The sequence below is a fragment of the Enterobacter cloacae complex sp. IR5401 genome (genome assembly GCF_049238425.1).
In the GTDB taxonomy this organism is placed as follows: Bacteria; Pseudomonadota; Gammaproteobacteria; order Enterobacterales; family Enterobacteriaceae; genus Enterobacter; species Enterobacter hormaechei_C.
This window is the reverse complement of the sequence record NZ_JBMKHN010000004.1, coordinates 210,922-234,492: the sequence shown is the minus strand read 5'-3', so window position 1 is coordinate 234,492 and position 23,571 is coordinate 210,922. Positions and strand designations below refer to the sequence as shown.

20 protein-coding genes are annotated in these 23,571 nt (G+C 56.7%); 13 read left to right on the top strand and 7 right to left on the bottom strand.

Annotated features, from left to right (window positions below):
- Nucleotides 1-40: 40 nt before the first annotated feature.
- From ACOTX1_RS08560 to dsbG, 10 genes are all read left to right on the top strand, one after another.
- Complete coding sequence (locus tag ACOTX1_RS08560; RefSeq protein ID WP_023314176.1) at nt 41-1,252, top strand: diguanylate phosphodiesterase; 1,212 nt, start codon at nt 41-43, stop codon at nt 1,250-1,252.
- Between the two features lie 88 nt (nt 1,253-1,340).
- A complete protein-coding gene (locus ACOTX1_RS08555) occupies nt 1,341-2,237 on the top strand; it encodes an aminoimidazole riboside kinase (protein ID WP_023314175.1) in 897 nt (298 codons plus the stop codon).
- Nucleotides 2,238-2,408: 171 nt separating this feature from the next.
- Nucleotides 2,409-3,926, top strand: a complete 1,518-nt coding sequence (locus ACOTX1_RS08550; protein ID WP_023314174.1) for a carbohydrate porin — start codon at nt 2,409-2,411, stop codon at nt 3,924-3,926.
- Between the two features lie 66 nt (nt 3,927-3,992).
- The gene (locus ACOTX1_RS08545) at nt 3,993-5,363 is read left to right on the top strand and encodes a sucrose-specific PTS transporter subunit IIBC (RefSeq protein ID WP_023314173.1); all 1,371 of its coding nucleotides are present in this window, start codon (nt 3,993-3,995) and stop codon (nt 5,361-5,363) included.
- Nucleotides 5,363-6,769: a sucrose-6-phosphate hydrolase gene (locus ACOTX1_RS08540; RefSeq protein WP_023314172.1), complete on the top strand. Its 1,407-nt coding sequence runs from the start codon at nt 5,363-5,365 to the stop codon at nt 6,767-6,769. The genes ACOTX1_RS08545 and ACOTX1_RS08540 overlap by 1 nt, the downstream gene beginning before the upstream one ends.
- A gap of 28 nt (nt 6,770-6,797) precedes the next feature.
- Nucleotides 6,798-7,814, top strand: coding sequence for a LacI family DNA-binding transcriptional regulator (locus ACOTX1_RS08535; RefSeq protein WP_023314171.1), 1,017 nt, complete (start codon nt 6,798-6,800; stop codon nt 7,812-7,814).
- Nucleotides 7,815-7,909: 95 nt separating this feature from the next.
- Nucleotides 7,910-9,460 (top strand): methyl-accepting chemotaxis protein, encoded by a 1,551-nt coding sequence (locus tag ACOTX1_RS08530; RefSeq protein ID WP_023314170.1) that lies wholly within the window; start codon nt 7,910-7,912, stop codon nt 9,458-9,460.
- 189 nt (nt 9,461-9,649) lie between these two features.
- Entirely contained in the window at nt 9,650-10,063 is a 414-nt protein-coding gene (locus ACOTX1_RS08525; RefSeq protein ID WP_015570500.1) for a hypothetical protein, read from the top strand.
- A 5-nt stretch (nt 10,064-10,068) separates the two neighbouring features.
- Entirely contained in the window at nt 10,069-10,626 is a 558-nt protein-coding gene (locus ACOTX1_RS08520) for an RNA polymerase sigma factor (RefSeq protein WP_022651213.1), read from the top strand.
- A gap of 41 nt (nt 10,627-10,667) precedes the next feature.
- Complete coding sequence (gene dsbG / locus ACOTX1_RS08515) at nt 10,668-11,444, top strand: thiol:disulfide interchange protein DsbG (RefSeq protein WP_059288213.1); 777 nt, start codon at nt 10,668-10,670, stop codon at nt 11,442-11,444.
- Between the two features lie 39 nt (nt 11,445-11,483).
- Here the strand turns inward: dsbG and ACOTX1_RS08510 are convergent, their stop codons facing one another.
- The 3 genes from ACOTX1_RS08510 to ACOTX1_RS08500 form a co-directional block, all read right to left on the bottom strand.
- A complete protein-coding gene (locus ACOTX1_RS08510) occupies nt 11,484-12,773 on the bottom strand; it encodes a glycoside hydrolase family 10 protein (RefSeq protein ID WP_023314168.1) in 1,290 nt (429 codons plus the stop codon).
- A gap of 7 nt (nt 12,774-12,780) precedes the next feature.
- Nucleotides 12,781-13,068: a VF530 family DNA-binding protein gene (locus tag ACOTX1_RS08505; protein WP_003857097.1), complete on the bottom strand. Its 288-nt coding sequence runs from the start codon at nt 13,066-13,068 to the stop codon at nt 12,781-12,783.
- 130 nt (nt 13,069-13,198) lie between these two features.
- Nucleotides 13,199-14,680: a UbiD family decarboxylase gene (locus ACOTX1_RS08500; RefSeq protein WP_023314167.1), complete on the bottom strand. Its 1,482-nt coding sequence runs from the start codon at nt 14,678-14,680 to the stop codon at nt 13,199-13,201.
- A gap of 113 nt (nt 14,681-14,793) precedes the next feature.
- Between ACOTX1_RS08500 and ACOTX1_RS08495 the strand changes: the two genes are divergently transcribed.
- Nucleotides 14,794-15,678, top strand: a complete 885-nt coding sequence (locus tag ACOTX1_RS08495) for a LysR substrate-binding domain-containing protein (RefSeq protein ID WP_003857101.1) — start codon at nt 14,794-14,796, stop codon at nt 15,676-15,678.
- Here the strand turns inward: ACOTX1_RS08495 and ACOTX1_RS08490 are convergent.
- The 4 genes from ACOTX1_RS08490 to ACOTX1_RS08475 form a co-directional block, all read right to left on the bottom strand.
- Nucleotides 15,669-16,577: a LysR family transcriptional regulator gene (locus ACOTX1_RS08490; RefSeq protein WP_023314166.1), complete on the bottom strand. Its 909-nt coding sequence runs from the start codon at nt 16,575-16,577 to the stop codon at nt 15,669-15,671. The two genes, ACOTX1_RS08495 and ACOTX1_RS08490, sit on opposite strands and share 10 nt — an antisense overlap.
- Nucleotide 16,578: 1 nt before the next feature.
- A complete protein-coding gene (locus ACOTX1_RS08485) occupies nt 16,579-17,556 on the bottom strand; it encodes an MBL fold metallo-hydrolase (RefSeq protein WP_022651208.1) in 978 nt (325 codons plus the stop codon).
- A gap of 107 nt (nt 17,557-17,663) precedes the next feature.
- Entirely contained in the window at nt 17,664-18,548 is an 885-nt protein-coding gene (locus tag ACOTX1_RS08480) for an SDR family oxidoreductase (protein ID WP_022651207.1), read from the bottom strand.
- Nucleotides 18,549-18,659: 111 nt separating this feature from the next.
- Nucleotides 18,660-19,187: a GNAT family N-acetyltransferase gene (locus tag ACOTX1_RS08475; protein WP_003857109.1), complete on the bottom strand. Its 528-nt coding sequence runs from the start codon at nt 19,185-19,187 to the stop codon at nt 18,660-18,662.
- Between the two features lie 131 nt (nt 19,188-19,318).
- On the opposite strand from ACOTX1_RS08475, the gene treZ reads away from it, so the two are divergent.
- Together treZ and treY are read left to right on the top strand one after the other, a co-directional pair.
- The gene (gene treZ, locus ACOTX1_RS08470) at nt 19,319-21,106 is read left to right on the top strand and encodes a malto-oligosyltrehalose trehalohydrolase (RefSeq protein WP_126497787.1); all 1,788 of its coding nucleotides are present in this window, start codon (nt 19,319-19,321) and stop codon (nt 21,104-21,106) included.
- On the top strand, nt 21,103-23,571 hold the full coding sequence (treY, locus tag ACOTX1_RS08465; RefSeq protein WP_023314164.1) for a malto-oligosyltrehalose synthase: 2,469 nt from the start codon (nt 21,103-21,105) through the stop codon (nt 23,569-23,571). Before treZ ends, treY begins: the two co-directional genes overlap by 4 nt.

Here is a 23,571-nt window from a genome sequence, read left to right as displayed (position 1 = left end):
GTACCGTTCAGGCGTATACCCCATACCGGACCCCGTTTCTGTGCTGACAACTCTCATTTATCGAAGCCAGCTGAGCTTAACCTGCACCTCCGCAGCGTTAAGCGCGCTGGTTGAACAGGCCAGGATCCGTAACACGGAGCAGGGCATCTCAGGCATTCTTCTCTCCCGTGGACGTGACGTTCTGCAAATTCTCGAAGGCACGGAACAGCGCGTCGTCGCGCTTTTTAACTCCATCCGTGCGGATGACCGGCATACCGGCGTAGTGGAACTGATGCGCGATTACGGCCCGCGCAGACGTTTCGAAGACGTGGGAATGCTGCTGTTTGACCTGGACGTTCAGACCCCGAAAGCGGTTCTGGCGTCGGTTCTGCATTACAGCAAGCTGGAAAGCTATCTGACTTCTGAGGATCGGGTCTTCAAATTTATTCAGACCTTTATCACCGGTAAAACCGCTATCCCACCCGCTTCGGACTATGAGCCTGATAAATGGACGCTTTCGCGAGAGCTCGCGCCGTTTGGTAAAGGGTTAGGTCTGCTGGCGGGACAGCCCTGCCAGTTTGCGCTGCAACCCATTGTCGAGCCGTCCGAAGGCAAAATCAGTTCTCTCGAAGCGCTTATACGCGGAAACGACGGCGGCAGCCCGGAGCATTTCTTCCGTAGTCTCGATCGTGAACTGATTTACGAAGTCGACCTGCAAACCAAAGCCTGGACCTTTGCGCTGGCGCAAAAGCTCGGCATCGGCAGCCACAAACTGGCGGTGAACCTGCTGCCAATGTCGCTGGTTAACGTGCCGGGCGCGGTAGAGTTCCTGGTAACGCAGATCAAAAAGCACAATCTACAGCCGGAGCAGGTGATCATTGAAGTCACTGAGAACGAGATGATCTCAGGCTTCAACCAGTTTAACAGCGCGATTAAACAGCTGCGGGCGGAAGGGGTTGGGCTGGCGATAGATGATTTTGGTTCCGGCTATGCTGGTCTTTCGCTGCTCACGCGGTTCCAGCCGGATAAACTCAAAATCGACAGAGAGATCGTCAGCGATATCCACCTGAGCGGGCCCAAGCAGGCGATTGTGAAGTCGATAATCAGCTGCTGCACCGATCTGGAGATTACGCTGGTCGCAGAAGGCATTGAGAAGATAGAAGAGTGGTGCTGGCTTGAATACGCCGGTATTCGGCGCTTCCAGGGCTTTTTGTTCGCCCGCCCGCAGCTCAATGGCGTGGGTGATATCCACTGGCCCCATCGGGTGGGTTAAGCAAATTTTCCCTCGCCATATTTCCCCGACACCCTGCCTGTGCTTAAATAGCTAAACCGGTTTAACATGATTTAGCTAAGAAGGTGATATGGAGACGATCTGGGTACTTGGCGATGCAGTGGTGGATCTGTTGCCCGACGGAGAGGGCAAACTGCTGCAATGTCCTGGCGGCGCACCGGCCAACGTCGCGGTAGGGGTAGCGCGTCTGGGCGGCAGAAGCGCCTTTATAGGCCGGGTGGGCGACGACCCCTTCGGGCATTTTATGCAAAAAACGCTTGCGGATGAGCAGGTTAATACAGAATGGCTGCGGCTGGATCCGCAGCATCGCACCTCCACGGTGGTGGTGGATCTCGATAACGACGGTGAACGTTCCTTTACCTTTATGGTTCGCCCGAGCGCTGATTTATTCCTCGACTCTGCCGATCTCCCGCCATTCCGCGCCGGGGAGTGGCTGCACGTCTGCTCTATCGCGCTCAGCGCCGAACCCAGCCGTTCCGCGACGTTTCTGGCGATGGCCGCGATCAGACAGGCGGGGGGATTCGTCAGCTTTGATCCCAATATTCGCGCCGATCTCTGGCACGATGAAGTCGAGCTGCGTCAGTGTCTTGAGCGGGCATTAGCCTGTGCAGATGTGGTGAAAATCTCGGTGGAAGAGCTGGCGTTCTTAACCGGAAATGCGCAGGTCCATGAGGGGCTGGCGGCGCTGATGCGCACCTGTCCGGCCAGGCTGGTGCTGGTAACGCAGGGAAAAGAGGGCGTCACCGCCTGGCAGGAAGGCGCGTTGACACACTATGCTGCATCACCCGTGGAATGCATTGATACCACTGGCGCGGGGGATGCTTTCGTCGCCGGGCTGCTGTTCGGTCTGGCACGTTATGGCCAGGCCCGTCTCTCAGAGGTCATCACGCTGGCGCAGCGCTGTGGGGCGCTGGCGACAACCGCAAAAGGGGCAATGACCGCGCTGCCTTATCATCACGAACTGTAATTCACCTCTCAAGGCCACCATTCGGCGGCCTGAATTGTCGCCTCGATCACACTTACTAAAACGGTTTAGCAAAAAACATTGCCGATCTAAAATTCAACGGTTTAGTATCACCAACCTAAACCGGTTTAGCAATTTAGCACTTTCACCGATAGTTATTAGGGATGCGACAAAATGTATAAAAAACGCAGACTTGCCGTGATGATAGGCATGCTGGCCGGCAGTACCTCTGTTTTTGCCCAGACGGATATGACCCGTATCGAAGCGCGCCTGGCGGCGCTGGAGCAGCGTTTGCAGGAGGCGGAAACTCGCGCGCAGGTTGCTGAAAAGCGCGCCACGGCAGCGGAACATAAAACACAGCTGCTGGTGGCTGCGCAGCAGGAAGCGCAAACCTCCACACAGGCGGTGGCGCAACGCACCACGGTGCTGGAAGAAAAAGCCGACCGGACAGGCGGTTTTGAATTTCACGGTTACGCCCGTTCCGGCCTGCTGATGAACGACGCGGCCTCCAGCAGCAAAAGCGGCCCTTATCTGACGCCCGCCGGGGAAACGGGCGGGGCCATCGGGCGTCTGGGGAACGAAGCGGATACCTACGTTGAGCTGAATGTTGAGCACAAACAGACGCTGGAGAATGGCGCGACGACACGCTTTAAGGCGATGCTGGCCGACGGTCAGAAAACCTATAACGACTGGTCGGCAGACAGCAGCGACCTGAACATTCGTCAGGCCTTTGCCGAGCTGGGCAATTTGCCGGACTTTACCGGCGCGCTGAAGGGCAGCACCTTCTGGGCGGGTAAGCGTTTTGACCGCGACAACTTCGACATTCACTGGCTGGATTCCGACGTGGTATTTCTCGCCGGGACCGGTGGCGGCGTCTACGACGTGAAGTGGAACGATACGCTGCGCAGTAACTTCTCCCTTTATGGCCGTAACTTCGGCAGCGAAGAGGAGATCGACAACAACGTTCAGAACTACATCCTCAGCATGAATCACTTCGCCGGGCCGGTGCAGATGATGGTCAGCGGCTTACGGGCAAAAGATAACGACGACCGTAAGGACAGCAACGGCGATCCGATTAAAACCGACGCGGCCAATAACGGAGTACATGCGCTGGTTGGTCTGCATAACGAGAGCCTCTACGGCCTGCGGGAAGGTTCCGCCAAAACGGCGCTCCTTTACGGCCACGGTCTGGGCGCCGAGGTGAAAAGCATTGGTTCAGACGGCGCGCTGCTGTCAGAAGCCGATACCTGGCGTTTTGCTAGTTACGGTGTCACGCCTCTGGGCGGTGGCTGGCACATTGCGCCCGCCGTGCTGGCTCAAAGCAGTAAGGACCGCTACGTGAAGGGCGACAGCTATGAGTGGGTCACGCTCAACACGCGTCTGATCAAAGAGGTGACCCAGAATTTCGCCCTCGCGTTCGAGGGCAGCTATCAGTACATGGATTTAAGCCCGGAAGGCTACAAGGATCGCAATGCGGTTAACGGTAGCTTCTACAAGCTGACCTTCGCCCCGACGTTAAAGGCGGGCAAGATTGGCGATTTCTTCAGCCGTCCGGAGCTGCGCCTGTTCGCCACCTGGATGGAATGGAGCAGCAAGCTGGATAACTACGCCAGCGATGACGCCTTTGGCAGCAGCGGCTTTAACGCGGGCGGGGAATGGAACTTTGGGGTGCAGATGGAAACCTGGTTTTAACCCTTCACGCTCCCGCATCGCGGGGGCGTTTCAAACACAATAAAAAGAGGTCAGGAAGAGGTATCTATGGATTTTAATCATATTGCGCGCGAGCTGATTCCGCTGCTCGGTGGCAAAGAGAACATTGCCAGCGCGGCACATTGCGCCACGCGCCTTCGTCTGGTGCTGGTCGATGATGCGCTTGCCGACCAGCAGGCTATCGGCAAGGTTGAAGGCGTGAAAGGCTGTTTTCGCAACGCCGGGCAGATGCAGGTGATCTTCGGCACCGGGGTGGTGAATAAGGTTTACGCCGCGTTTATTCAGGCGGCAGGAATTAGCGAGTCCAGTAAATCGGAAGCGGCGGATATTGCGGCCCGCAAGCTGAACCCGTTCCAGCGTATCGCGCGTCTGCTCTCCAACATCTTCGTGCCGATTATCCCGGCGATCGTGGCCTCGGGTCTGCTGATGGGCCTGCTGGGGATGGTTAAAACCTACGGCTGGGTTAATCCGTATAACGCGCTCTATATCATGCTGGATATGTGCAGCTCGGCGGCGTTTATTATTCTGCCGATCCTGATTGGCTTCACCGCCGCGCGGGAGTTTGGCGGCAACCCGTATCTGGGGGCAACGCTCGGCGGCATCCTGACTCATCCGGCGCTGACCAACGCCTGGGGCGTAGCGTCCGGCTTCCACACCATGAACTTCTTCGGTCTTGAAATCGCCATGATTGGCTATCAGGGAACCGTCTTCCCGGTGCTGCTGGCGGTGTGGTTTATGAGCATTGTGGAAAAACAGCTGCGCCGGGCAATACCGGATGCGTTAGATCTGATCCTGACGCCGTTCCTGACCGTCATTATCTCCGGCTTTATCGCGCTGTTGATTATTGGTCCGGCGGGACGCGCGCTGGGCGACGGGATCTCCTTCATTCTTAGCACCCTGATTGCCCACGCGGGCTGGCTGGCCGGGCTGTTGTTTGGTGGGCTCTATTCGGTGATTGTCATTACCGGCATTCACCACAGCTTCCACGCTATTGAAGCCGGACTACTGGGTAATCCGTCGATTGGCGTTAACTTCCTGCTGCCGATCTGGGCGATGGCGAACGTGGCGCAGGGCGGGGCGTGTCTGGCGGTGTGGTTCAAAACCCGCGATGCTAAAATCAAAGCCATTACCTTACCGTCGGCGTTTTCCGCGATGCTGGGCATCACCGAAGCGGCAATTTTTGGCATCAACCTGCGTTTTGTGAAGCCGTTTATTGCGGCGCTGATCGGTGGTGCGGCGGGCGGTGCCTGGGTGGTGTCGGTGCATGTCTACATGACCGCCGTTGGGCTGACGGCGATTCCCGGTATGGCTATCGTTCAGGCCAGCTCGCTGCTCAACTATATTATCGGCATGGTGATTGCATTTGGCGTGGCGTTCACCGTCTCTCTGCTGCTGAAATATAAGACGGACTCTGAATAATGACCTTACCTTCCCGCTGGCCTGCCGTGTTGCAGGCCGTGATGCAAGGCCAGCCGCGTGCGCTGGCGGACAGCCACTATCCGCAGTGGCATCCCGCGCCGGTGACGGGGCTGATGAACGATCCGAACGGCTTTATCTGGTTTGCCGGACGCTATCATCTGTTTTATCAGTGGAACCCGCTGGGCTGCGATCATCGCTACAAGTGCTGGGGACACTGGAGCTCAGCAGATCTGGTGCACTGGCAGCACGAGCCAATGGCGCTGATGCCTGACGAAGAGTATGACCGCAACGGCTGTTACTCCGGCAGCGCCGTGGATAACAACGGCGTGCTGACCCTGTGCTATACCGGCAACGTTAAGTTTGACGATGGCGGCCGCACCGCCTGGCAGTGTCTGGCGGTGCAAAATGACGACGGCACGTTTGCCAAACTGGGACCGGTGTTGCCTCTGCCGGACGGGTATACCGGGCACGTCCGCGATCCGAAAGTGTGGCGCCATGACGGGCAGTGGTACATGGTGCTCGGGGCGCAGGATCGGCATAAGCGCGGCAAGGTGCTGCTGTTTACGTCAGCCGACTTACACATCTGGGCGTCCTGCGGCGAAATCGCCGGTCACGGCGTCAACGGACTCACGGACGCGGGCTATATGTGGGAGTGCCCGGATCTGTTTGAGCTTGATGGCACACACGTCTTGATCTGCTGCCCGCAGGGGCTGGCGCGCGAACCGCATCGCTATCTCAACACCTATCCGGCCGTCTGGATGAGCGGGGCATTTGATTATCAAACCCCTGCATTTACGCACGGCGAGCTGCATGAGCTTGACGCCGGATTCGAATTTTACGCGCCGCAAACCACGGTGGCAGAAGATGGCCGCCGCCTCCTCATCGGCTGGATGGGCGTGCCGGACGGCGAAGAGATGCTCCAGCCTACGCGGGCGCACGGCTGGATCCACCAGATGACCTGTCCTCGCGAGCTGCGCTACCGCGACGGTAAGCTCTGGCAGACCCCGGTCCGTGAGCTGGAAACGCTGCGCGAGGATGAACACCACTGGCAGGGACGCGCCAGCGATGCCCCGGTGCTGGTGGGAGCGCGTCTTGAGTTCGAACTGAGCGCCTCGTGCGTGAACGTGGATTTTGCCGGCGCGTTGCGACTGATTGTGGATGATGCGGGGATCCGTCTGGAACGCGCCAGTCTGAAAACCGCAGACACGCTGACCCGCTACTGGCAGGGCACTGTTCATCATTTACGCGTGCTGTGTGACCGTTCCAGCGTCGAAATTTTCATCAATCACGGTGAAGGCGTCATGAGCAGCCGCTATTTTCCTGACCATCCGGCCCAGGTACGCTTCGAAGGTGCGTCCGACATCACATTACGCTACTGGTCGCTGCGCAGCTGCATGATAGAATAGAGGTTTTGGCAGCCGGATCTAAGTCGTTGTGAGAAAAACAAAACGCGTCACCATTAAAGATATCGCGGAGCTCGCGGGGGTATCAAAAGCCACCGCCAGCCTGGTGCTGAACGGCCGCAGCAAAGAGCTTCGGGTGGCGGAGGAGACACGCGAGCGCGTGCTGGCGATTGCCAAAGAACATCATTATCAGCCCAGTATTCACGCCCGTTCGCTGCGGGACAACCGCAGCCACACCATTGGTCTGGTGGTGCCGGAAATCACCAACTACGGGTTTGCCGTTTTTTCTCATGAGCTGGAGACCCTCTGCCGCGAGGCGGGTGTTCAGCTGCTGATCTCCTGTAGCGATGAAAATCCGGGCCAGGAGACGGTGGTGGTCAATAACATGGTGGCCCGCCAGGTGGACGGGCTGATTGTCGCCTCCAGCATGCTCAACGACGCGGACTATCAAAAGCTGAGCGAACAGTTGCCCGTTGTGCTTTTTGACCGTCATATGAACGACAGTACTCTGCCGCTGGTCCTCACCGATTCAATTACCCCAACCGCCACACTGGTGGCCGACATCGCGCGCCAGCATCCGGATGAGTTCTACTTCCTCGGCGGCCAGCCGCGGCTTTCCCCGACGCGTGACCGTCTGGAAGGGTTTAAGCAGGGGCTGCGTGATGCTGGCGTCGAGTTACGTCCGGAGTGGATCATTCATGGTAATTACCATCCGAGCTCCGGCTACGAAATGTTTGCCGAGCTTTGCGCACGCCTGGGCCGCCCGCCAAAAGCCCTTTTTACCGCCGCCTGCGGTCTGCTGGAAGGGGTGTTGCGCTATATGGGGCAACATAATCTGCTGCAAAGCGATATGCGTCTGGCCAGCTTTGACGATCACTATCTCTATGATTCTCTGACCATTCCTGTCGATACCGTTCGTCAGGATAACCGCCAGCTCGCCTGGCACTGCTTTGATCTGATTGGCAAACTGATTGAAGGGGAAACGCCGGAGCCGATCCAGTGTAAGCTGGATGCCACCCTGCAACGGCGATACAAGGCCGTGGAGTGACAGGGTAACGTATGAGGGGTACATCTATAACTTTAATTAATTAAAGATTGGATTCAGCCGATAACCAAAGGGAAATTATATCCCTGAGGTGTGTTATGTCGTTGAAAAAATCATCCCTGATTATCCTGTTTTCCCTGCTTTTCTTCTTTGTGGCCAGCACTATCACCAGCGTTGGGCTCATCATTAAAAGTAATACTTCGCTGGATAATGTGAACAAAGAAATTCAGGTTGTCCTGTCCATTATTGATCCCATTAACCACAGCCGAACCCTGCGCGTCAGGGTTATGGAGTATGTGAAAATGGTGGAAGCGGGGGACGCTACCGACCCGTCTGCGAAACTGGCCTCGGTTAAAGAGGCGCTGACCAAAGCCGATAGTGCATTTTCGGCGTTTATGGCCTCGCCGCGTTTGCAGGAAGAAGCCCCGCTGGTCACTGCCTACCAGGAGGCGTGGCAAAACTACCGTAACCAGGGACTGGCGCCTCTCATCGCCGCTGCCGCCGCTCACGATGTGTCGCGGTTCAACGCTCTTATTCCCGTGGTGTCTCGACTCGATCGCCAATATGAAATTGTGCTTGATCAGGTTCTCTCCGTTCACCAGAAGTACGCCAAAACGCTGAACGAGGATGCGAGCCATAATTTTGTGTCGGGTCTGGTTATTATCGCCTGCATTGCGGTGCTGTTCGTGGTGGTGATCTTCGCCGTCAGCCTGCTGATGAAACGCGTGGTCTTTGCGCCGGTGAACCTGGCGCGCGAGCACTGTCGCCAGATTGCGGCCGGGAAGCTGGACGTACCGGTACCGATCAAGCGTGATTCCGGGAATGAAATCGATCACCTGATGTCCTCGATGGAGCAGATGCGCCAGGCGCTGCTCTCCACCATTTCTCAGGTGCGCGATGCCAGCCAAACCGTGACGCATGCAGCGCAGGAAATTGCCTCCGGCAATATCGACCTGGCCTCCCGTACCGAGCAACAGGCTTCGGCCCTGACCCAGACGGCCGCCAGCATGGAAGAGCTGAGCGCGACGGTGGCGAATAACACCGACAACGTTTTCCAGGCCGGTAAGCTGGTGCAGGATGCCGTGAAAAATGCCCATACCGGTGAAGCGGTAACCCGTGAAGTCATCGAAACGATGAATACTATCGCGTCCAATTCGAAGCGTATTGAGGACATCACCAGCGTCATCAACAGCATTGCTTTCCAGACTAATATTCTGGCGCTAAACGCGGCCGTTGAAGCGGCGCGTGCTGGCGCGCAGGGGCGAGGATTTGCCGTGGTAGCAAGTGAAGTGCGCACACTGGCCCAGAAAAGCGCGGTGGCGGCGAAGGATATCGAAAGCCTGATCGCCCAGTCTGTTTCCAGCGTGAAAAACGGTGCGGAACTGGTGAATCGTTCGGGAGAGGTGATTGATTCTATTATCAGCTCTGTGAATAAAGTGCATGCGCTGATGGAACAGATTTCGGTTGCCTCAGAAGAGCAGAGCCGCGGGATTGGTCAGGTTGGGCAGGCCGTAACGGAGATGGACGGTGTGACCCAGCAGAACGCGGCGCTGGTGCAGCAATCCGCCGCCGCCGCCGCCTCGCTGGAGGAGCAGGCGCAGCAGCTTTCCCAGAGTATCTCACGCTTTAGTTTGCCTGCTACGGCGTGATGTTCAGAGAGGCTCCCGAGGGAGCCTTTTTAATGTTTGTATTCAGCCGCTGCACAATCTCCTTCAGCCAATACTGTTATCCATACAGCGCCGCTATCACATAAATTTTCTCTTTCCCCGGCAATATTTCTGTTTCTCATCCGTCTACCTCATCAGAGACCATAATCATTCAACATAAACGAGGCACACATGAGAAATTTTGATATGCACGGAAAAGGTCACGGGCGTGGCTTGGGCCGCCATCGTATGGGTAAGGGCATCGTGATTGGCGCAGTCCTGTTCGTGGTGCTTGGCCTGCTGGTCATGTCCCTGTGGAACGCGTTGCTCCCGGCCATCCTGGGGGTTAAAGCCATTGGCTTCTGGCAGGCGTTGGGGATCCTGCTGCTGAGCCGCATTCTTTTCGGTGGGCTGGGTTTCCGTCCCGGTATGTTCGGTGCGCACCGCCGTATGCACGAACAATGGATGAATATGAGCCCCGAACAACGTGAGGCCTTCATTCAGCAGCGTCGGGCGGGATTTGGGCGCCATGGTCATTGCCGATGGCACGATGGCCGGGATGAAAAACGAGATGATAACGGTGCGAAAGCGCCGGAAGCCGAGTGAGCGATATGAAAGCCGGTGAGGCGGGGGAATCATTACTGATCTCGGCACTCAATGCCTGCCGCACGCGGCTAAAAGCCTTCATTCGCGGAAGGACTGCGGTTCGTGATGATGTCGATGATATTCTTCAGGAAGTGACCTGGCAGTTGATGAAAGTGGAACAACCGGTCGAGAACGTCGCCGCCTGGCTGTTTCGCGCCGCACGAAATGAGATGATCGACCGGGCGCGAAAAAAGCACGAGGTTTCACTGCCGGGGTACCTGACAGCAGATGACGAGGACTTTCCGGAGCAGGAGATTGCAGAAACGTTATTCGGCGTACCGCAAACGCCGGAGGAGGAGTATCTCAACATGCTGCTATGGGAAGAGTTGGGGCAAGCCCTGTCGGAACTGCCGCCACCTCAGCGCGAGGTGTTTGAAAAAACGGAATTTGAGGGCTACAGCATGAAGGTGCTGGCAGAGGAAACAGGCGACAGTGTGCAGGCGTTATTATCCCGCAAACACAAAGCCGTGCGATTTTTGCGTAGTCGCCTCAAGGATATTTATGAAGCGTTGACAGGGCAATAAACTTCGACCACTCTGAAAAACAATATTTTAGAGGGGTCGTTATGCTTCAACGGTTAGCAAAGAAAAAGGTGCTGTTACTCTCTGCTCTGATGGTTTCGGGGCTGGTCAGGGCAGAGGAGTCGCTTCCGGATGTGGTGAAGCACTTCAGTGAACAGCAGGACATCAAGATCATTAAGAAAATTGACGCCCCCGGCGGCGCGCCAGCGTGGCTGGGGCAATATCAGGACATGGGCGTGACGCTCTTTCTGACCCCTGACGGAAAGCACGTCGTGTCTGGCTATCTGTATGATGAGAAGGGAACCAACCTCAGCGAGGCCTTTTTCCACAAAGAGATCTACGCCCCGATGGGCCGCGAGATGTGGAAAAAGCTCAATGCGGCGCATCCCCTGAAGGAGGGCGCGGAGAGTGCCCAGCGCAAAGTCTTCGTCTTTGCCGACCCGTTCTGCCCGTACTGCAAGCAGTTCTGGGCTGAAGCGCAGCCGTGGGTGAAGGCTGGCAAGGTCCAGCTCAACACGCTGCTGGTTGCGTTTCTTAACCCGAACAGCGGGCGTAACGCCTCCGCGATCCTGAATGCGAAAGATCCGGTGTCGGCCTGGAAAGCGTACGAGCTGTCCGGCGGTAAAAAGCTGCCGAAACCTGAAGGAGCGGCGTCCCGGGAAACCGTTGAGATCCTGCAAAATCACCAGACGCTCATGGACAGTCTCGGCGCGAATGCCACACCGGCTATTTATTACCTGAATGAGCAAAACGAACTGCAACAGGTCGTGGGTATGCCAGATGCAAAACAGCTTGAGGCAATGTTCGGACCGAAGCCGTAAAAAGAAAGGCAGAAACAGGACGTTTCTGCCTTTTTTCAGTCAACTACCCCAGCGTCCCCGGAGGTAATTTACTGCTTCCTGCGTCTGCGGCTGGTTAAGATAGTCTTCACGGAACAGGATGGTGCCCTTAACGTCTGGCAGTGAATCATTGAGGTCGAGCTGTTTTTTCAGCTCCGGTACGCCGCCGTTCACCGTCCAGTCCGGTTCGTTTCTGGAAGGCGCGCCCACTTTGTAGAACGCGATCCCGATATACAGACGGGTATGGGTTGGTTTCACCACGTCAGCCCACCATTTTGTCAGCACATCGTAACGTGCCGCGTCGCGGGCGAAGGGCCAGTAGATCTGCGGCGCAATGTAATCCAGTAATCCCTGCTGTACCCATTTGCGCGTGTCAGCGTAGGATTCATCATAGGCTGCGGCGCCGCGCGTGTCCGAGCCTGCCGGGTCGAAGGAGCGATTGCGCCAGACCCCCGCCGGGCTGACGCCAAATTCGACCTCAGGTTTAGCCTGCTTGATCGCCCTGGAGACCTGCACAATCAACTGCTGCGTATTGTGTCGACGCCAGTCCGCTTTTGACGCAAATCCTTCGCCATAGCGCCTGAAGGTCCAGGCATCATTCAGGGGGGAGCCCGGCGTCTCGGTGTAAAAATAGTCATCGAACTGAACGCCGTCGACAGGGTAATGATTTACCACTTCCATCACCACCTGGGTTATCCAGTCCCGCACCTCGGGAATGCCCGGGTCGAGAACAAAACGATCCCCCGAGGTGCGGATCCACTCCGGATGCAGGACGTACACGCTCGAAGGATGAAGCGACGAGGTGCGGTTAAGCGCGGCGATGGTCGACGGCTTCGTGTTGGTGGAAACGCGGTATGGGTTAAACCAGGCATGAACCTTCATCCCACGCTTGTGCGCTTCATCCAGCATAAACTGAAGCGGATCGTAACCGGGATCTTCCCCGATAGTCCCCGTCAGGGTATCTGACCAGGGCAGTATTTTAGAAGCCCACAGCGCCGTACTGTCCGGTTTTACCTGAAAGAAGACGGTGTTGATCCCAAGATTTTTCAGCTTATCGAGCTTGTCCGTCAGCGCCCGCTGTTGCTGGGCGATGCGCTGGTCCGCGCTACGGCCATTCACCGATGAAACGGGAGGCCAGTCGAGACGGGAGACGGTCGCCAGCCAGATCCCGCGCATGGGTTCTTTAGTCTGCTGTACAGGTTTCGCCTGCGGCAGCGGGGTTACGAGTGATTTAGGTGGTTTGGAAGTGCAACTTACCAGTAAAAGCGCGCAGCCAAGCAGCGCGCCAGTCCGTTTTACGTGTCGCATCATTTGCGTGTTAGCTCCTGGGTGTCCGGCTATCCGTCCAGGGATTAAACGCCGGTTCGTCCTGTTCCCCGTTACCGTCATCGTGAAGGGAGTCGAGGTAGAGGGCTTCAACTTCCGCCCGCGCCCATGGGGTGCGGCGCAGGAACTTCAGACTCGATTTAACACTCGGGTCCTTGCGAAAACAGTTGATTTTGATTCGGTTGCCCAGTTCATTCCAGCCATATCGCGCAACCAGCGCGTTAACCTGCATTTCGAGGGTTACGCCATGCAAAGGATCGTTGGAAACATGTGCTGTCATAGGCGTCCGGTAGTCTCATTTTTTATGGGGATGTGATAAACGCTCAAAGGTTACAAGAAAGCAGGGGACGCGGCAATTTCAGCGTGAGGTTCTTCACCCGTGAAGGGTGAAGAAGATTTTCCGGTTAACGCTATTTTTTAAACAGTTCAGGTGCCCACGGCGTTGGGTCTACCTCCATAAAGGGCGCACGCTCAAAGCGGGACTTCAGCGCCCAGGGCACCGTACAGTCGAAAATCGTTTTGCAGGTGATCCCGTTGCCACGAATGGAGGGGCTGTAGTCCGGCGCCTGAGACGGATCGAGCTGGTGTCCGCGGATCCCCGGCAGATGGGTGATGCTGACATCGCCCTGCATACGGGTCGTCATCGCCCACAAGATGTCGTCGCTGTCGAAAATATCCACATCTTCGTCGACGAGAATAATGTTTTTAAGCTCGGAATAGGTGGCTAACGCAATGAGAGCCGCCTGACCCTGACGCCCTTCGTCAGAGGGCTGGCGTTTTTTCACCTGCAATACGCCAAGGAACTTGCCGCCGCCAGCGGTATGCGCATAGACGTTTTGCAGAAAACCGGGGATGGCTTCTTCCACCGCATTACGGATGCTGGCCTCCGTTGGCAAACCGGCCAGCGTGGTGTGCTCTTCGCCCGGTCCTACCAGGGTTTGCAGGATCGCCTGATGACGCATCGTGACGGCCTTCACTTTGATTACCGGTAAGGAGGGGTTAGCCTCCCCGCAGTAGCCGGGAAATTCCGGCATCGCGTGCCCGGTGTGGGTATGCTGATCTTCTTCTACGCGCACGCCCGGCAGCAGTTCGCCTTCGATGATAATTTCCGCACGCGCAATCGCTTTTTCATTTACGGCCACACCCTGCACCAGCTCGACGGGGGTCTGACGTAACGCGCCGGCGACACCCAGCTCGTTGTAGCCGAAGGGCGTGGTAGGGGCTTCGAAACAGGCGCCAATATAGATAGCGGGATCGAGACCCATATTGATCGTGACCGGCAACGGTTTGCCCGCCTCCTCGGCTTTCTTACGGAACACTTCAATATGGCGGCCCGCGGCAAGAAACATGGAGAGCTCATCGCGCTCCTGCACGCAGAGACGGTGAATAGTGACATCGGTCAGTGAGGCATCTTCCGGATCGCTTGCCAGCACCAGCCCCAGACAGAAGAACGGACCGGCATCTATCGGCGTGTTGGTCGGTGCCGGAAGCAATTTACGCAGATCGAAGTCCGGATTGTCGGCATAAAACACCTGTTCCTGACACGGCGCCTGTGCCGCCGGAACCACAACGGGAGCAATCGGGTTTTTCACGGCCTGGCCGACATGTTTTGCCAGTTCAGAGGGTTCGCAGCCCAACAGGAGCGCTGCCCGCTCGCGGCTGGCGTGCATTCCGACCAGAATACGGGAGTCGGGGTATCCCTTAATAGCGTTAAACATCATCGCCGGGCCAATGCGCGTCGGACGTTTTACCGTGCCGCCAGCACCAATATGCCGGTACACACCCGCCAGCTCCGCGTCAGGATCGACCGGATGGCTGGTTTCAAGGTATTGACCTTCATGGCGTTTGAGCAGTTCGATAGCACTTCTGAGATCGTTGATGTGGTTTTCCATATTTTTCCCCCCTCGGATGAATGCATCCATTCTTAACCGGACGAAGAGGGCTATCAATTGCATCATTTATGCTATTTTAATATGAATTTTATTATCAATAATAAAGGCATGGTATGCAGTTTCGACTGATGCGCAATTTTATCGTGGTGGCGGAAGAGCTTCACATGCATCGAGCGGCGGAGCGCCTTAACATGGCGCAGCCCGCGCTGAGTCAGCAGATAAAAACGCTTGAAGATCGTCTGGGGGTAATGCTCTTTAGCCGGGCGAATCGTCGCCTGACGCTGACGCCAGCCGGTGAGGCGTTTCTCAGTAAAGCCAGAGTCGCGATTTTAATGACCGATCAGGCGATTCTGGATGCCAGACAGACGGCCAGAGGGGAACAGGGCGTGCTGAATCTCGGATGTGTTTCAAGTGCGATATTCGACAGTAAGCTGCCCGCCGCGCTGCGGCTTTTACATGAGAAATGGCCCGCCATCAGCCTTTCCATGATGACGGGAAACGTGCAAACCCTTTATACCGGCGTGCAAAGCAACCAGCTGGATGTGGCCATTATTCGTGCCCCGTTACCGCTATTGCCTGACGATCTGCAAAGCCGTCCTTTCACAACGGAAAAAGCCGTGCTGGCCTTACCTCGTCAACACAGCCTGGCGGGCTCCGCCGCGCTGACGCTTGCGTCGGTGAAAGAGGAGAAGTGGATCGCCCTGCGCGACCCGGAGGGGATGGGGCTGGAGCAATATTTCTATGATGCCTGCCACAGCGCGGGCATACAGCCTGACGTTGTGCAAAATGCCACCGATGTCCCCACGGTGATAAGCCTCGTCTCGGCAGGGTTTGGCATCGCCATGCTGCCCGCCTCAGCGAAGGCGATATGCGTACAAAACGTCGTCTTTGTGGATATTCTTGACCGACTCCGGGAGAGCGAGCTAACGCTGGTTTGCCACCGGATTATTCGCTCTGAGGTGCTGAAAAAATTGATGAGTATCCTCGATCACACCTGACGTCCGGCGGCCTGAAGAAGCTGTTCACGTAGCCAGCGGTTAGCCGGATCCTGGCTGTTTTTCGGATGCCAGTACATACCGATGACGATCGGCGGCAGATCCAGCGGCGGCGGAAAAATATCAAGCGTTTGTGTGAACCGTAGCAACATGCGTCTGGGTAGGGTGCAGAGCAAATCGGTACCGGCAACAATCGCAGGCGCCATCGCATAGCTTTGCGTCGACATCACTACGTTACGCTGGTGACCAAGCCCCGCCAGATGCTGATCGACAAAGCCCGCGAACGGGTCGCCCTCGGATGAAACCACCAGATGGGAAAGGCTGCAATAGCTTTCCAGATCCATCGGCCCCGTACCGCGTGGATGGCCTTTACGCTGGGCGGTGGCATATTCATCGTCAAACAGCTTGCGTCTGACCCATGCATCGTGCGCCACCGCGTTAACGCCGACATAAATATCCACATCGCCATTTTCCATCTGCGCTGGCAGCAGTTGGGTTTCCGGGAGCGCAAAACGCAGGCGGATACCTGGCGCCGCACTGCTAATCTGATTCTGCAACTCTGCCCCCAGCATCAGCGCCGGGTTCTCGTGCAGGGCAATCACAAAGGTGCGGTTGCTGTTCTGCGCGTTAAACGTGGTGGGTTCAAGCATCGCCGATATACCCTGCAAAACCGTCGCGACCTGCGGCCTTAACGCCTCGGCGCGCGGCGTCGGTAACACCCCACGTCCGTGTGGGGAAGGGACAAACAGCGGCTCACCAAACAACACGCGCAGGCGCGCAAGGCGGGCAGACATCGCCGGCTGGCTGATGCCCAGCCGCGCGGCGGCATGGGTGATATTCTGGTCCCTGAGTAACGCATCCAGCGTCAGGATCAGGTCCATATCTATATCGGAGGGGGACATCTTATTTTGCGTCACGGTTGGTATAGGTCACCGGAACCCACGCGTAGCCGTCCCGCTCACCTTTCGTCACATAGCCGATCCCGGGGAAAGGCAGATGTGGCGCCGCAATCAGCGCTTTATTTTTCACAAACTCAGCGAAAGCAGCGTTGCGCACCCGGGCGGCGCCGTCCTGATCCTCATCGTAAGCAATCGTCACGTTGGGCTGTGGGAACTGAACCGCGGCAACGTGAATGATGTCGCCGACAAAAGTCATTTTTTCACCTTTGCTCTCCAGCGTGTAGAACGCGGAGCCTGGAGTGTGACCCGGGTGAACCGTACCGCTGATGCCCGGCAGAAGCTGTTCCGTGCCGGAGAAGGTCGTCACTTTTCCGGCATCCAGATAGGGCTTTAAGGTCTTGTGCGCGACGTCGAAGTAGTTCTGGTCATAGCCAGACTTTTTCTGGTTCTCGTCGTTAAAGAAGAAATCGATATCCGGTTTGCCGACATACACCTGCGCGCGGGTAAACACGCGCTGACCGTCTTTAACCAGACCGCCAGCGTGATCGGAGTGAGCATGGGTGATCAGAATATCGGTAATATCTTCGGGTTTGATGCCCTGGGTCGCCAGGCTCTCAATCAGCCGCCCGCCTTTGCCGGGGCCAAACAGCTGACCAGAACCGGTATCCACCAGAATTTTGTGGCCGGGGATGGCGATATAGAACGCGTTAATCGACGCTTCCACCGGATTGGCCTGGAAGTTTTTAGCCAGTAACGCATCGGTATTTTCCGCCGTCGTCCGGCGCAGTAAGGCGTGCAGATCCTGCGGCACGCTCCCGTCCGTAAAGGCGGTGACAATCGTATCGCCAACCTGAACGCTGTAGCCGCCAGCCTGCTGTTTCACCACATGCTGCGGAACGCTGGCCACCGCGTGGATAGCGGGAAAGAATAAAACCGAACCGGTCAACAGGGTTGATATCGCAAGTTTTTTCACAGTAAACATGATGGGCTCCTCAATAGTAAGTTCATCATAGTTCAACTGCGATTTTTGAGAACCGCCGGGAAGTGAATGTGACCTATCCATGGAATGGATAGGTCTGAGAGGATGCTTTACAGCACGCCGGTACCGCCGTCAGAGCACCACACTTGCCCGGAGGCGTATGAGCAGGTATCGGAGGCAAACAATACATACAGCGGTGCGATTTCAACCGGCTGGCCCGGTCTGCCCAGGGGCGTATCTTCCCCGAACTTCTGAACTTTGGACTGCGGCTGGCCGCCGCTGGACTGAAGAGGCGTCCAGTATGGACCTGGCGCGACGGCATTCACCCGAATTCCACGCGGTCCCAGCTGCTGGGCCAGAGACTTGGTAAAGGCTACGTTACAGGCTTTGGTCTGCGCATAGTCCACCAGGATCGCGCTCGGTTTAAACGCCTGAACGGAAGTGGTGTTAATGATCACGGCGCCTTCCTGCAAATGGCGTAGCGCAGCTTTGGTGATCCAGAAGGGGGCATAGACGTTGGTCTTAAACGTCGCGTCAAAATCTGCCGTGGTGAGATCGTCGATAGATTCACAGTACTGCTGGCGTCCGGCGTTATTCACCAGAATATCCAGGCCGCCCAGTTCGGCAACGGCTTTTTCCACCAGCGTGTCGCAGAACGACTCCACGCGAATGTCGCCCGGAATGGCGACCGCTTTACGGCCTTCAGCCTGAATCAGCGCAATGACCGATGCCGCATCGGACTCCTCTTCCGGCAGATAGCCAATAGCGACATCTGCGCCTTCACGGGCATAGGCGATCGCTACCGCGCGACCAATTCCGGAATCACCGCCGGTAATCAGCGCTTTTTTTCCTGCCAGTTTTCCTGACCCGATATAACTTGTTTCACCATGATCCGGTATTGGCTTCATTTCCGATGCCAGCCCGGGGGCCCTTTGCGGTTGTTCAGCAAACGGTGGACGAGGGTAATGCAGCGTGTGATTATTTCCTGTAGACATACCGGCCTCCTTAATAGTGAATTCCAAGATTAGTCGTTAATTAAACGTAAGCGGGCAAAATTGACAAATTCAGACAAATCTATCTTCCGGTAGCGGATATAAAATATTTTCTCAAGCCAGCATGTAATACCAGAAAAGGGCGACCTCATCTTTTTCCGGCAGGGCGTTGTAAAGGTAGCGATCGTAACCGCCGAGAATAAACCCATAGTGACGATAAAAAAGACAGGCAGAAACATTAACGTTCTGCGTCTCCAGCCGTAACCCGGGCGCATTGAGGCTTCGCGCCCAGACGTGGGTGGCGGACATCAGCTTGTGCGCCGCGCCCGTACGACGCTTTGAACGCTCCACGGCAATGTAATCCACCGATATAAATTTATTCCAGTTGCAGGACGCGGTAATAAAACCGGCGATTTCACCGTCATCCGTTTCGGCGATAAGAAATATTGAATCCGGATTAACGCAATGATTTTCCAGCGTCTGGAGATCCAGTTCATAGGTTTTAAGATAAGGTTCGGTCAGCGCCTCGATATGCAAATCACCATTGAGAAAAGGCTCTCTGGCAATCTCATCGACCGTAAAAGAAAAATCACAGCATTCAAGACGGGCGAGGTCGGTGCTTAATCCTTTTCGAATATGCATAGTATTCCTTAAGTGGGAGTTATATATAGATAATAGACGAAGCGGCATACCCTGCTGGCATAACACTCTGTAGATCCTGGTCTAAGCTTGTATTTCGTTCCGCGTAAAATGTGGTCATTCGAGGACAATGAATGGAATTCAGAACATGTCGCAGGCACTGGGGTGCTGAGTTTATTTCCGATGACGTTGTACGTTTTCGCGTCTGGGCAGAAGGGCAAAAAGATCTCACGTTGCGTTTAACCGATACCGACATTCCCATGGCGGCGGTGGGCGACGGCTGGTTTCAGATTGACGTGCCCGGCGTCAGGCACGGTACGACGTATCAGTTTGTTTTACAGGATGGAATGGCGGTGCCGGACCCGGCCTCGCGCGCGCAGCAGGCTGACGTCAATGGCCCGTCGGTGGTGATCGACCCGCGTCGCAGCCTGCCCGCTCAGCGCGAATGGCAAGGACGACCGTGGGAGGAGACGGTGATCTACGAGCTGCATATTGGCACCTTCACCGGGGAAGGAACCTTCAGGTCGGCCATAGACAAACTGCCTTATCTGGCCGAACTGGGTATTACGCAACTGGAAGTGATGCCCGTGTCCCAGTTCGGGGGCGCGCGCGGATGGGGGTATGACGGTGTACTGCTGTATGCCCCGCACTCGGCTTATGGTACACCGGATGATTTTCATGCCTTCATTGATGCCGCCCACGCGCTCGGGCTTTCCGTGGTGCTGGATATCGTACTCAACCACTTTGGCCCGGAAGGGAATTACCTGCCGTTGCTCTCGCCGGCGTTTTTCCATCAGGATCGTATGACCCCGTGGGGCAACGGTATTGCCTATGAGGTTGAAGCTGTCCGGCAATACATCGCTGAGGCGCCGTTATTCTGGCTCTCGGAGTATCATCTTGACGGTCTGCGCTTCGACGCCATCGACCAGATCCATGACGACGCTGAGACCCATATTCTTCCCGAGATAGCGCAACGGATCCGCGACGCCTTTCCGGATCGGCATATCCATCTGACCACCGAAGACAGTCGCAACGTGATTTTCCTGCATCCGCGTGATGAGCATGGTCAGACGCCGCTTTTCACCGCCGAATGGAATGATGATTTTCACAACGCCGCGCATGTCTTCGCGACGGGAGAATCACACGCCTACTATCAGGATTTTGCCTTTGAGCCGGAGAAAAAACTGGCGCGGGCGCTGGCAGAAGGCTTTGTCTACCAGGGGGAAATCTCGCTTCAGACCGGAAAATCGCGCGGGGTAGAGTGTCGCGAGCAACCCCCACAGTTTTTTGTCGATTTTATTCAAAATCACGACCAGGTCGGCAACCGTGCCCAGGGGGAGAGGCTTATCTCTCTGGCTGGGGCGGATAAAACGCGCGTGCTGTTCGCGGCGCTGCTCCTGTCGCCCCATATTCCGCTGCTGTTTATGGGCGAGGAGTATGGCGAAACGCATCCGTTCCTCTTTTTCACCGACTTCCACGGCGACCTGGCGAAAGCGGTGCGGGAAGGACGCGCGAAAGAGTTTATCGGCCATGCCGGGCACGATGAAACCGTACCGGACCCCAATGACGTAAATACCTTTATGCGGTCGAAGCTTGACTGGAACAAGGCAGACACGGAGGAAGGCAGGGCGTGGCTGCACGTCACGCGCGGGCTGATTGTGCTGCGTCAGCGCTTTATCGTCCCGTTACTGAAACAGCGGGGCACCGTGGAGGGTAACGTCCTGCAAACGGCGCTCGGCATGGTTGCCGTGAGCTGGCGTTTTCCGTCCGGCACGTTGTTGCTGGCGCTGAATATCGGCAAAAAGCCGCTCGCCTTACCGGACCTGCCCGGAAAAACGATCTTTAGCTGGCCGGAGGCAGTCGAAAACCTGCCGTCGAACAGCATTGTTGTTCGCTTTGCTGATGGAGAAGCAGCGCTATGATCCCTTCCTCTACTTACCGAATTCAGTTTCGCAACGGCATGACCTTTGACCGCGTGGCAGACCTGATTCCGTATATGAAAGACCTCGGTATCAGCCATCTTTACGCGTCGCCTGTTTTCACCGCAACCACGAATTCCACCCACGGCTATGACGTGACCGACCCCAACGAAATTGACCCGGCGATTGGCGGGCGGGAAGGGTTTGACCGCATGGCGGCGGCGCTGAAACAGGCGGGGATGGGGCTGATTCTGGATATCGTTCCTAACCATATGTCGACCTCGCTGGAAAACCGCTGGTGGCGCGATGTTATCGAACATGGCGGGCAGAGCCGCTATGCGGCGTATTTTGATATCGACTGGTCCCGACCGCTGACGTTGCCGTTTCTTGGCGACACCTTTGAAGCCGAGCTGGAGCGGGGGACTATCACCTTAAAACGTGACAGTGTCACAAACAGCGCAGCGCTGGTTTACTATGATACCGCCTATCCGCTTAATCCCGGCACGTATGCCGAAGGCAAGAGCATCGCTGAGATCCACGAGGCGCAAAGCTGGCGGCTGATGTCCTGGCGTGAAGCGCCGAAACAGCTTTCATGGCGTCGCTTTTTTGAAATCACCGGGCTGGTCGGCGTGCGGGTAGAGGATGAGGCGGTATTCGCAGATACGCACCACCTGATCCTTGAGCTTGTCCACGCCGGGGTTGTCGACGGCCTGCGCATTGACCATGTGGACGGGCTTGCCGATCCGCTGGGCTATTTGCAGCGACTGCGTGCGGCTACCGGACCGGATTGCTACATCACGGTGGAAAAAATCCTCGCCAAAGGGGAACAGCTTCCTCCGGAGTGGCCCATCTCAGGTACTACGGGTTATGAGTTTATCGCCTCCCTGGCGGAAGTGCTGGTGGATGATACCAACCTCTCGCGGCTGGAGATGCTCTACGACGAGACGCTGGGTACGACCGTGGACAGGCAGGCGGAACTTCGCAACGCCAAAGGGCTGATGACCGATCGTAATTTTGAGGGTGAATTTACCACGTTGCTCAAAATAGCCAGCGAGCTGGCCGGGCATAACGGCGCCGAAGTGGAGCATGATGATATCCGCCATGCCCTGCGTGAGCTGCTTATCGCGTTTCCGGTGTATCGCACCTACGGCACCGCTGAGGGACTGACGCCACCGGATGTGGCGCTGCTCAGCCGTGTGGTCGCCAGCGTCAACGCCTCTGAACCCGCTCTGAGCCTGATCGTGCGTATTCTTACCGGCGATCTGCCGGAGCATGACCACGCGCTGGCCTCGCTTTTCCGCACCCGTTTTCAGCAACTGACCGGGCCGCTGATGGCAAAATCGGTAGAGGATACGCTGTTCTTCCGCCATAACCTGGAGCTGGCCCTGAACGAAGTCGGCGCCGACCCGACGCCGCGCGCGTTTTCACTTTCCCGTTTTCATCAGGAAATGCGCATTCGTCTTGCCCGCCAGCCCGATGCGCTGCTGGGAACCTCCACCCACGACACCAAACGCGGCGAGGATGCACGAGCTCGTCTCTATACGCTGACGGAAGCGCCAGATCTGTGGGGAGAAAATCTGGCGCGCTGGCGGCAGATGAACCAGACGCAGGTCCGATTCCTCAACGATGGCACCGCGCCGAACGCCGCCGACACCTGGATGATCTTCCAGGCGCTGGCGGGCGTCTGGCCAGCAACCCTGTCGCCTGAGGATCGTGATGGCCTTAAGTCACTGGAAGAGCGTTTCCTCGGCTTTATCGAGAAAGCCCTGCGCGAGGCCAAGCAGCGTACCGACTGGATCGACAGCAACGAAGGTTACGAGAGCGTGGTCCTGGACTACGTGCGCCATCTGCTTTCCCCGGATAACACCCTGTTCCTGCGTGATTTCAGTGCCGCACTCCAGCCGTTTATTCGGGCTGGGTTAATGAACAGCCTGAGCCAGACGGTGATCAAGCTGACTGCGCCTGGCGTACCAGACATCTACCAGGGCAGCGAGGGGCTTAACTTCAGCCTCGTCGACCCGGATAACCGCCGCGAACCGGATTTCGCCGCACTGGCGGAAAACCTCAGCGTAGCGGATGGCACCGTTTTTAACGATGCGCAACGCTGGCGAGACGGCAGCGTGAAGCAGTACGTTACCGCCACGCTGTTACGGCTTCGGCCACATTACCCCGCACTTTTCCGCTACGGCGACTGGCTGCCGCTGAAGGTAACCGGTGAGCGGGAGGAGAATCTGATCGTTTATGCCCGCATAAAAGATGACGAGGCGCTGATCGTCGCCGTGCCGCGTCTGGTGTTTGACGTCACCGACAATGCGTTGCTGTGGGCCAACACTATCGTGGCCATACCCCAGGAGTTGGCCGGGAAGCACTACCGGGATCTGTTTACCGGTGAGCGTCGCCTTCTGCCAGAGACGCTGGATTTAACGTCTGAAAAGGGATGTTTGTTGGTTCTGCTTACCTGCGACTAA

Bases quoted from the DNA above. Each gene is read 5' to 3' on its own strand.
- dsbG (WP_059288213.1), top strand. From the start codon at position 10,668: ATGCTTCAACGGTTAGCAAAGAAAAAGGTGCTGTTACTCTCTGCTCTG.
- ACOTX1_RS08480 (WP_022651207.1), bottom strand. From the start codon at position 18,548: ATGTCTACAGGAAATAATCACACGCTGCATTACCCTCGTCCACCGTTT.
- ACOTX1_RS08490 (WP_023314166.1), bottom strand. From the start codon at position 16,577: ATGTCCCCCTCCGATATAGATATGGACCTGATCCTGACGCTGGATGCG.
- ACOTX1_RS08500 (WP_023314167.1), bottom strand. From the start codon at position 14,680: ATGGAAAACCACATCAACGATCTCAGAAGTGCTATCGAACTGCTCAAA.
- ACOTX1_RS08525 (WP_015570500.1), top strand. From the start codon at position 9,650: ATGAGAAATTTTGATATGCACGGAAAAGGTCACGGGCGTGGCTTGGGC.
- ACOTX1_RS08485 (WP_022651208.1), bottom strand. From the start codon at position 17,556: ATGTTTACTGTGAAAAAACTTGCGATATCAACCCTGTTGACCGGTTCG.
- ACOTX1_RS08540 (WP_023314172.1), top strand. From the start codon at position 5,363: ATGACCTTACCTTCCCGCTGGCCTGCCGTGTTGCAGGCCGTGATGCAA.
- ACOTX1_RS08520 (WP_022651213.1), top strand. From the start codon at position 10,069: ATGAAAGCCGGTGAGGCGGGGGAATCATTACTGATCTCGGCACTCAAT.
- ACOTX1_RS08545 (WP_023314173.1), top strand. From the start codon at position 3,993: ATGGATTTTAATCATATTGCGCGCGAGCTGATTCCGCTGCTCGGTGGC.
- treY (WP_023314164.1), top strand. From the start codon at position 21,103: ATGATCCCTTCCTCTACTTACCGAATTCAGTTTCGCAACGGCATGACC.
- ACOTX1_RS08550 (WP_023314174.1), top strand. From the start codon at position 2,409: ATGTATAAAAAACGCAGACTTGCCGTGATGATAGGCATGCTGGCCGGC.
- treZ (WP_126497787.1), top strand. From the start codon at position 19,319: ATGGAATTCAGAACATGTCGCAGGCACTGGGGTGCTGAGTTTATTTCC.
- ACOTX1_RS08555 (WP_023314175.1), top strand. From the start codon at position 1,341: ATGGAGACGATCTGGGTACTTGGCGATGCAGTGGTGGATCTGTTGCCC.
- ACOTX1_RS08510 (WP_023314168.1), bottom strand. From the start codon at position 12,773: ATGATGCGACACGTAAAACGGACTGGCGCGCTGCTTGGCTGCGCGCTT.
- ACOTX1_RS08530 (WP_023314170.1), top strand. From the start codon at position 7,910: ATGTCGTTGAAAAAATCATCCCTGATTATCCTGTTTTCCCTGCTTTTC.
- ACOTX1_RS08475 (WP_003857109.1), bottom strand. From the start codon at position 19,187: ATGCATATTCGAAAAGGATTAAGCACCGACCTCGCCCGTCTTGAATGC.
- ACOTX1_RS08495 (WP_003857101.1), top strand. From the start codon at position 14,794: ATGCAGTTTCGACTGATGCGCAATTTTATCGTGGTGGCGGAAGAGCTT.
- ACOTX1_RS08505 (WP_003857097.1), bottom strand. From the start codon at position 13,068: ATGACAGCACATGTTTCCAACGATCCTTTGCATGGCGTAACCCTCGAA.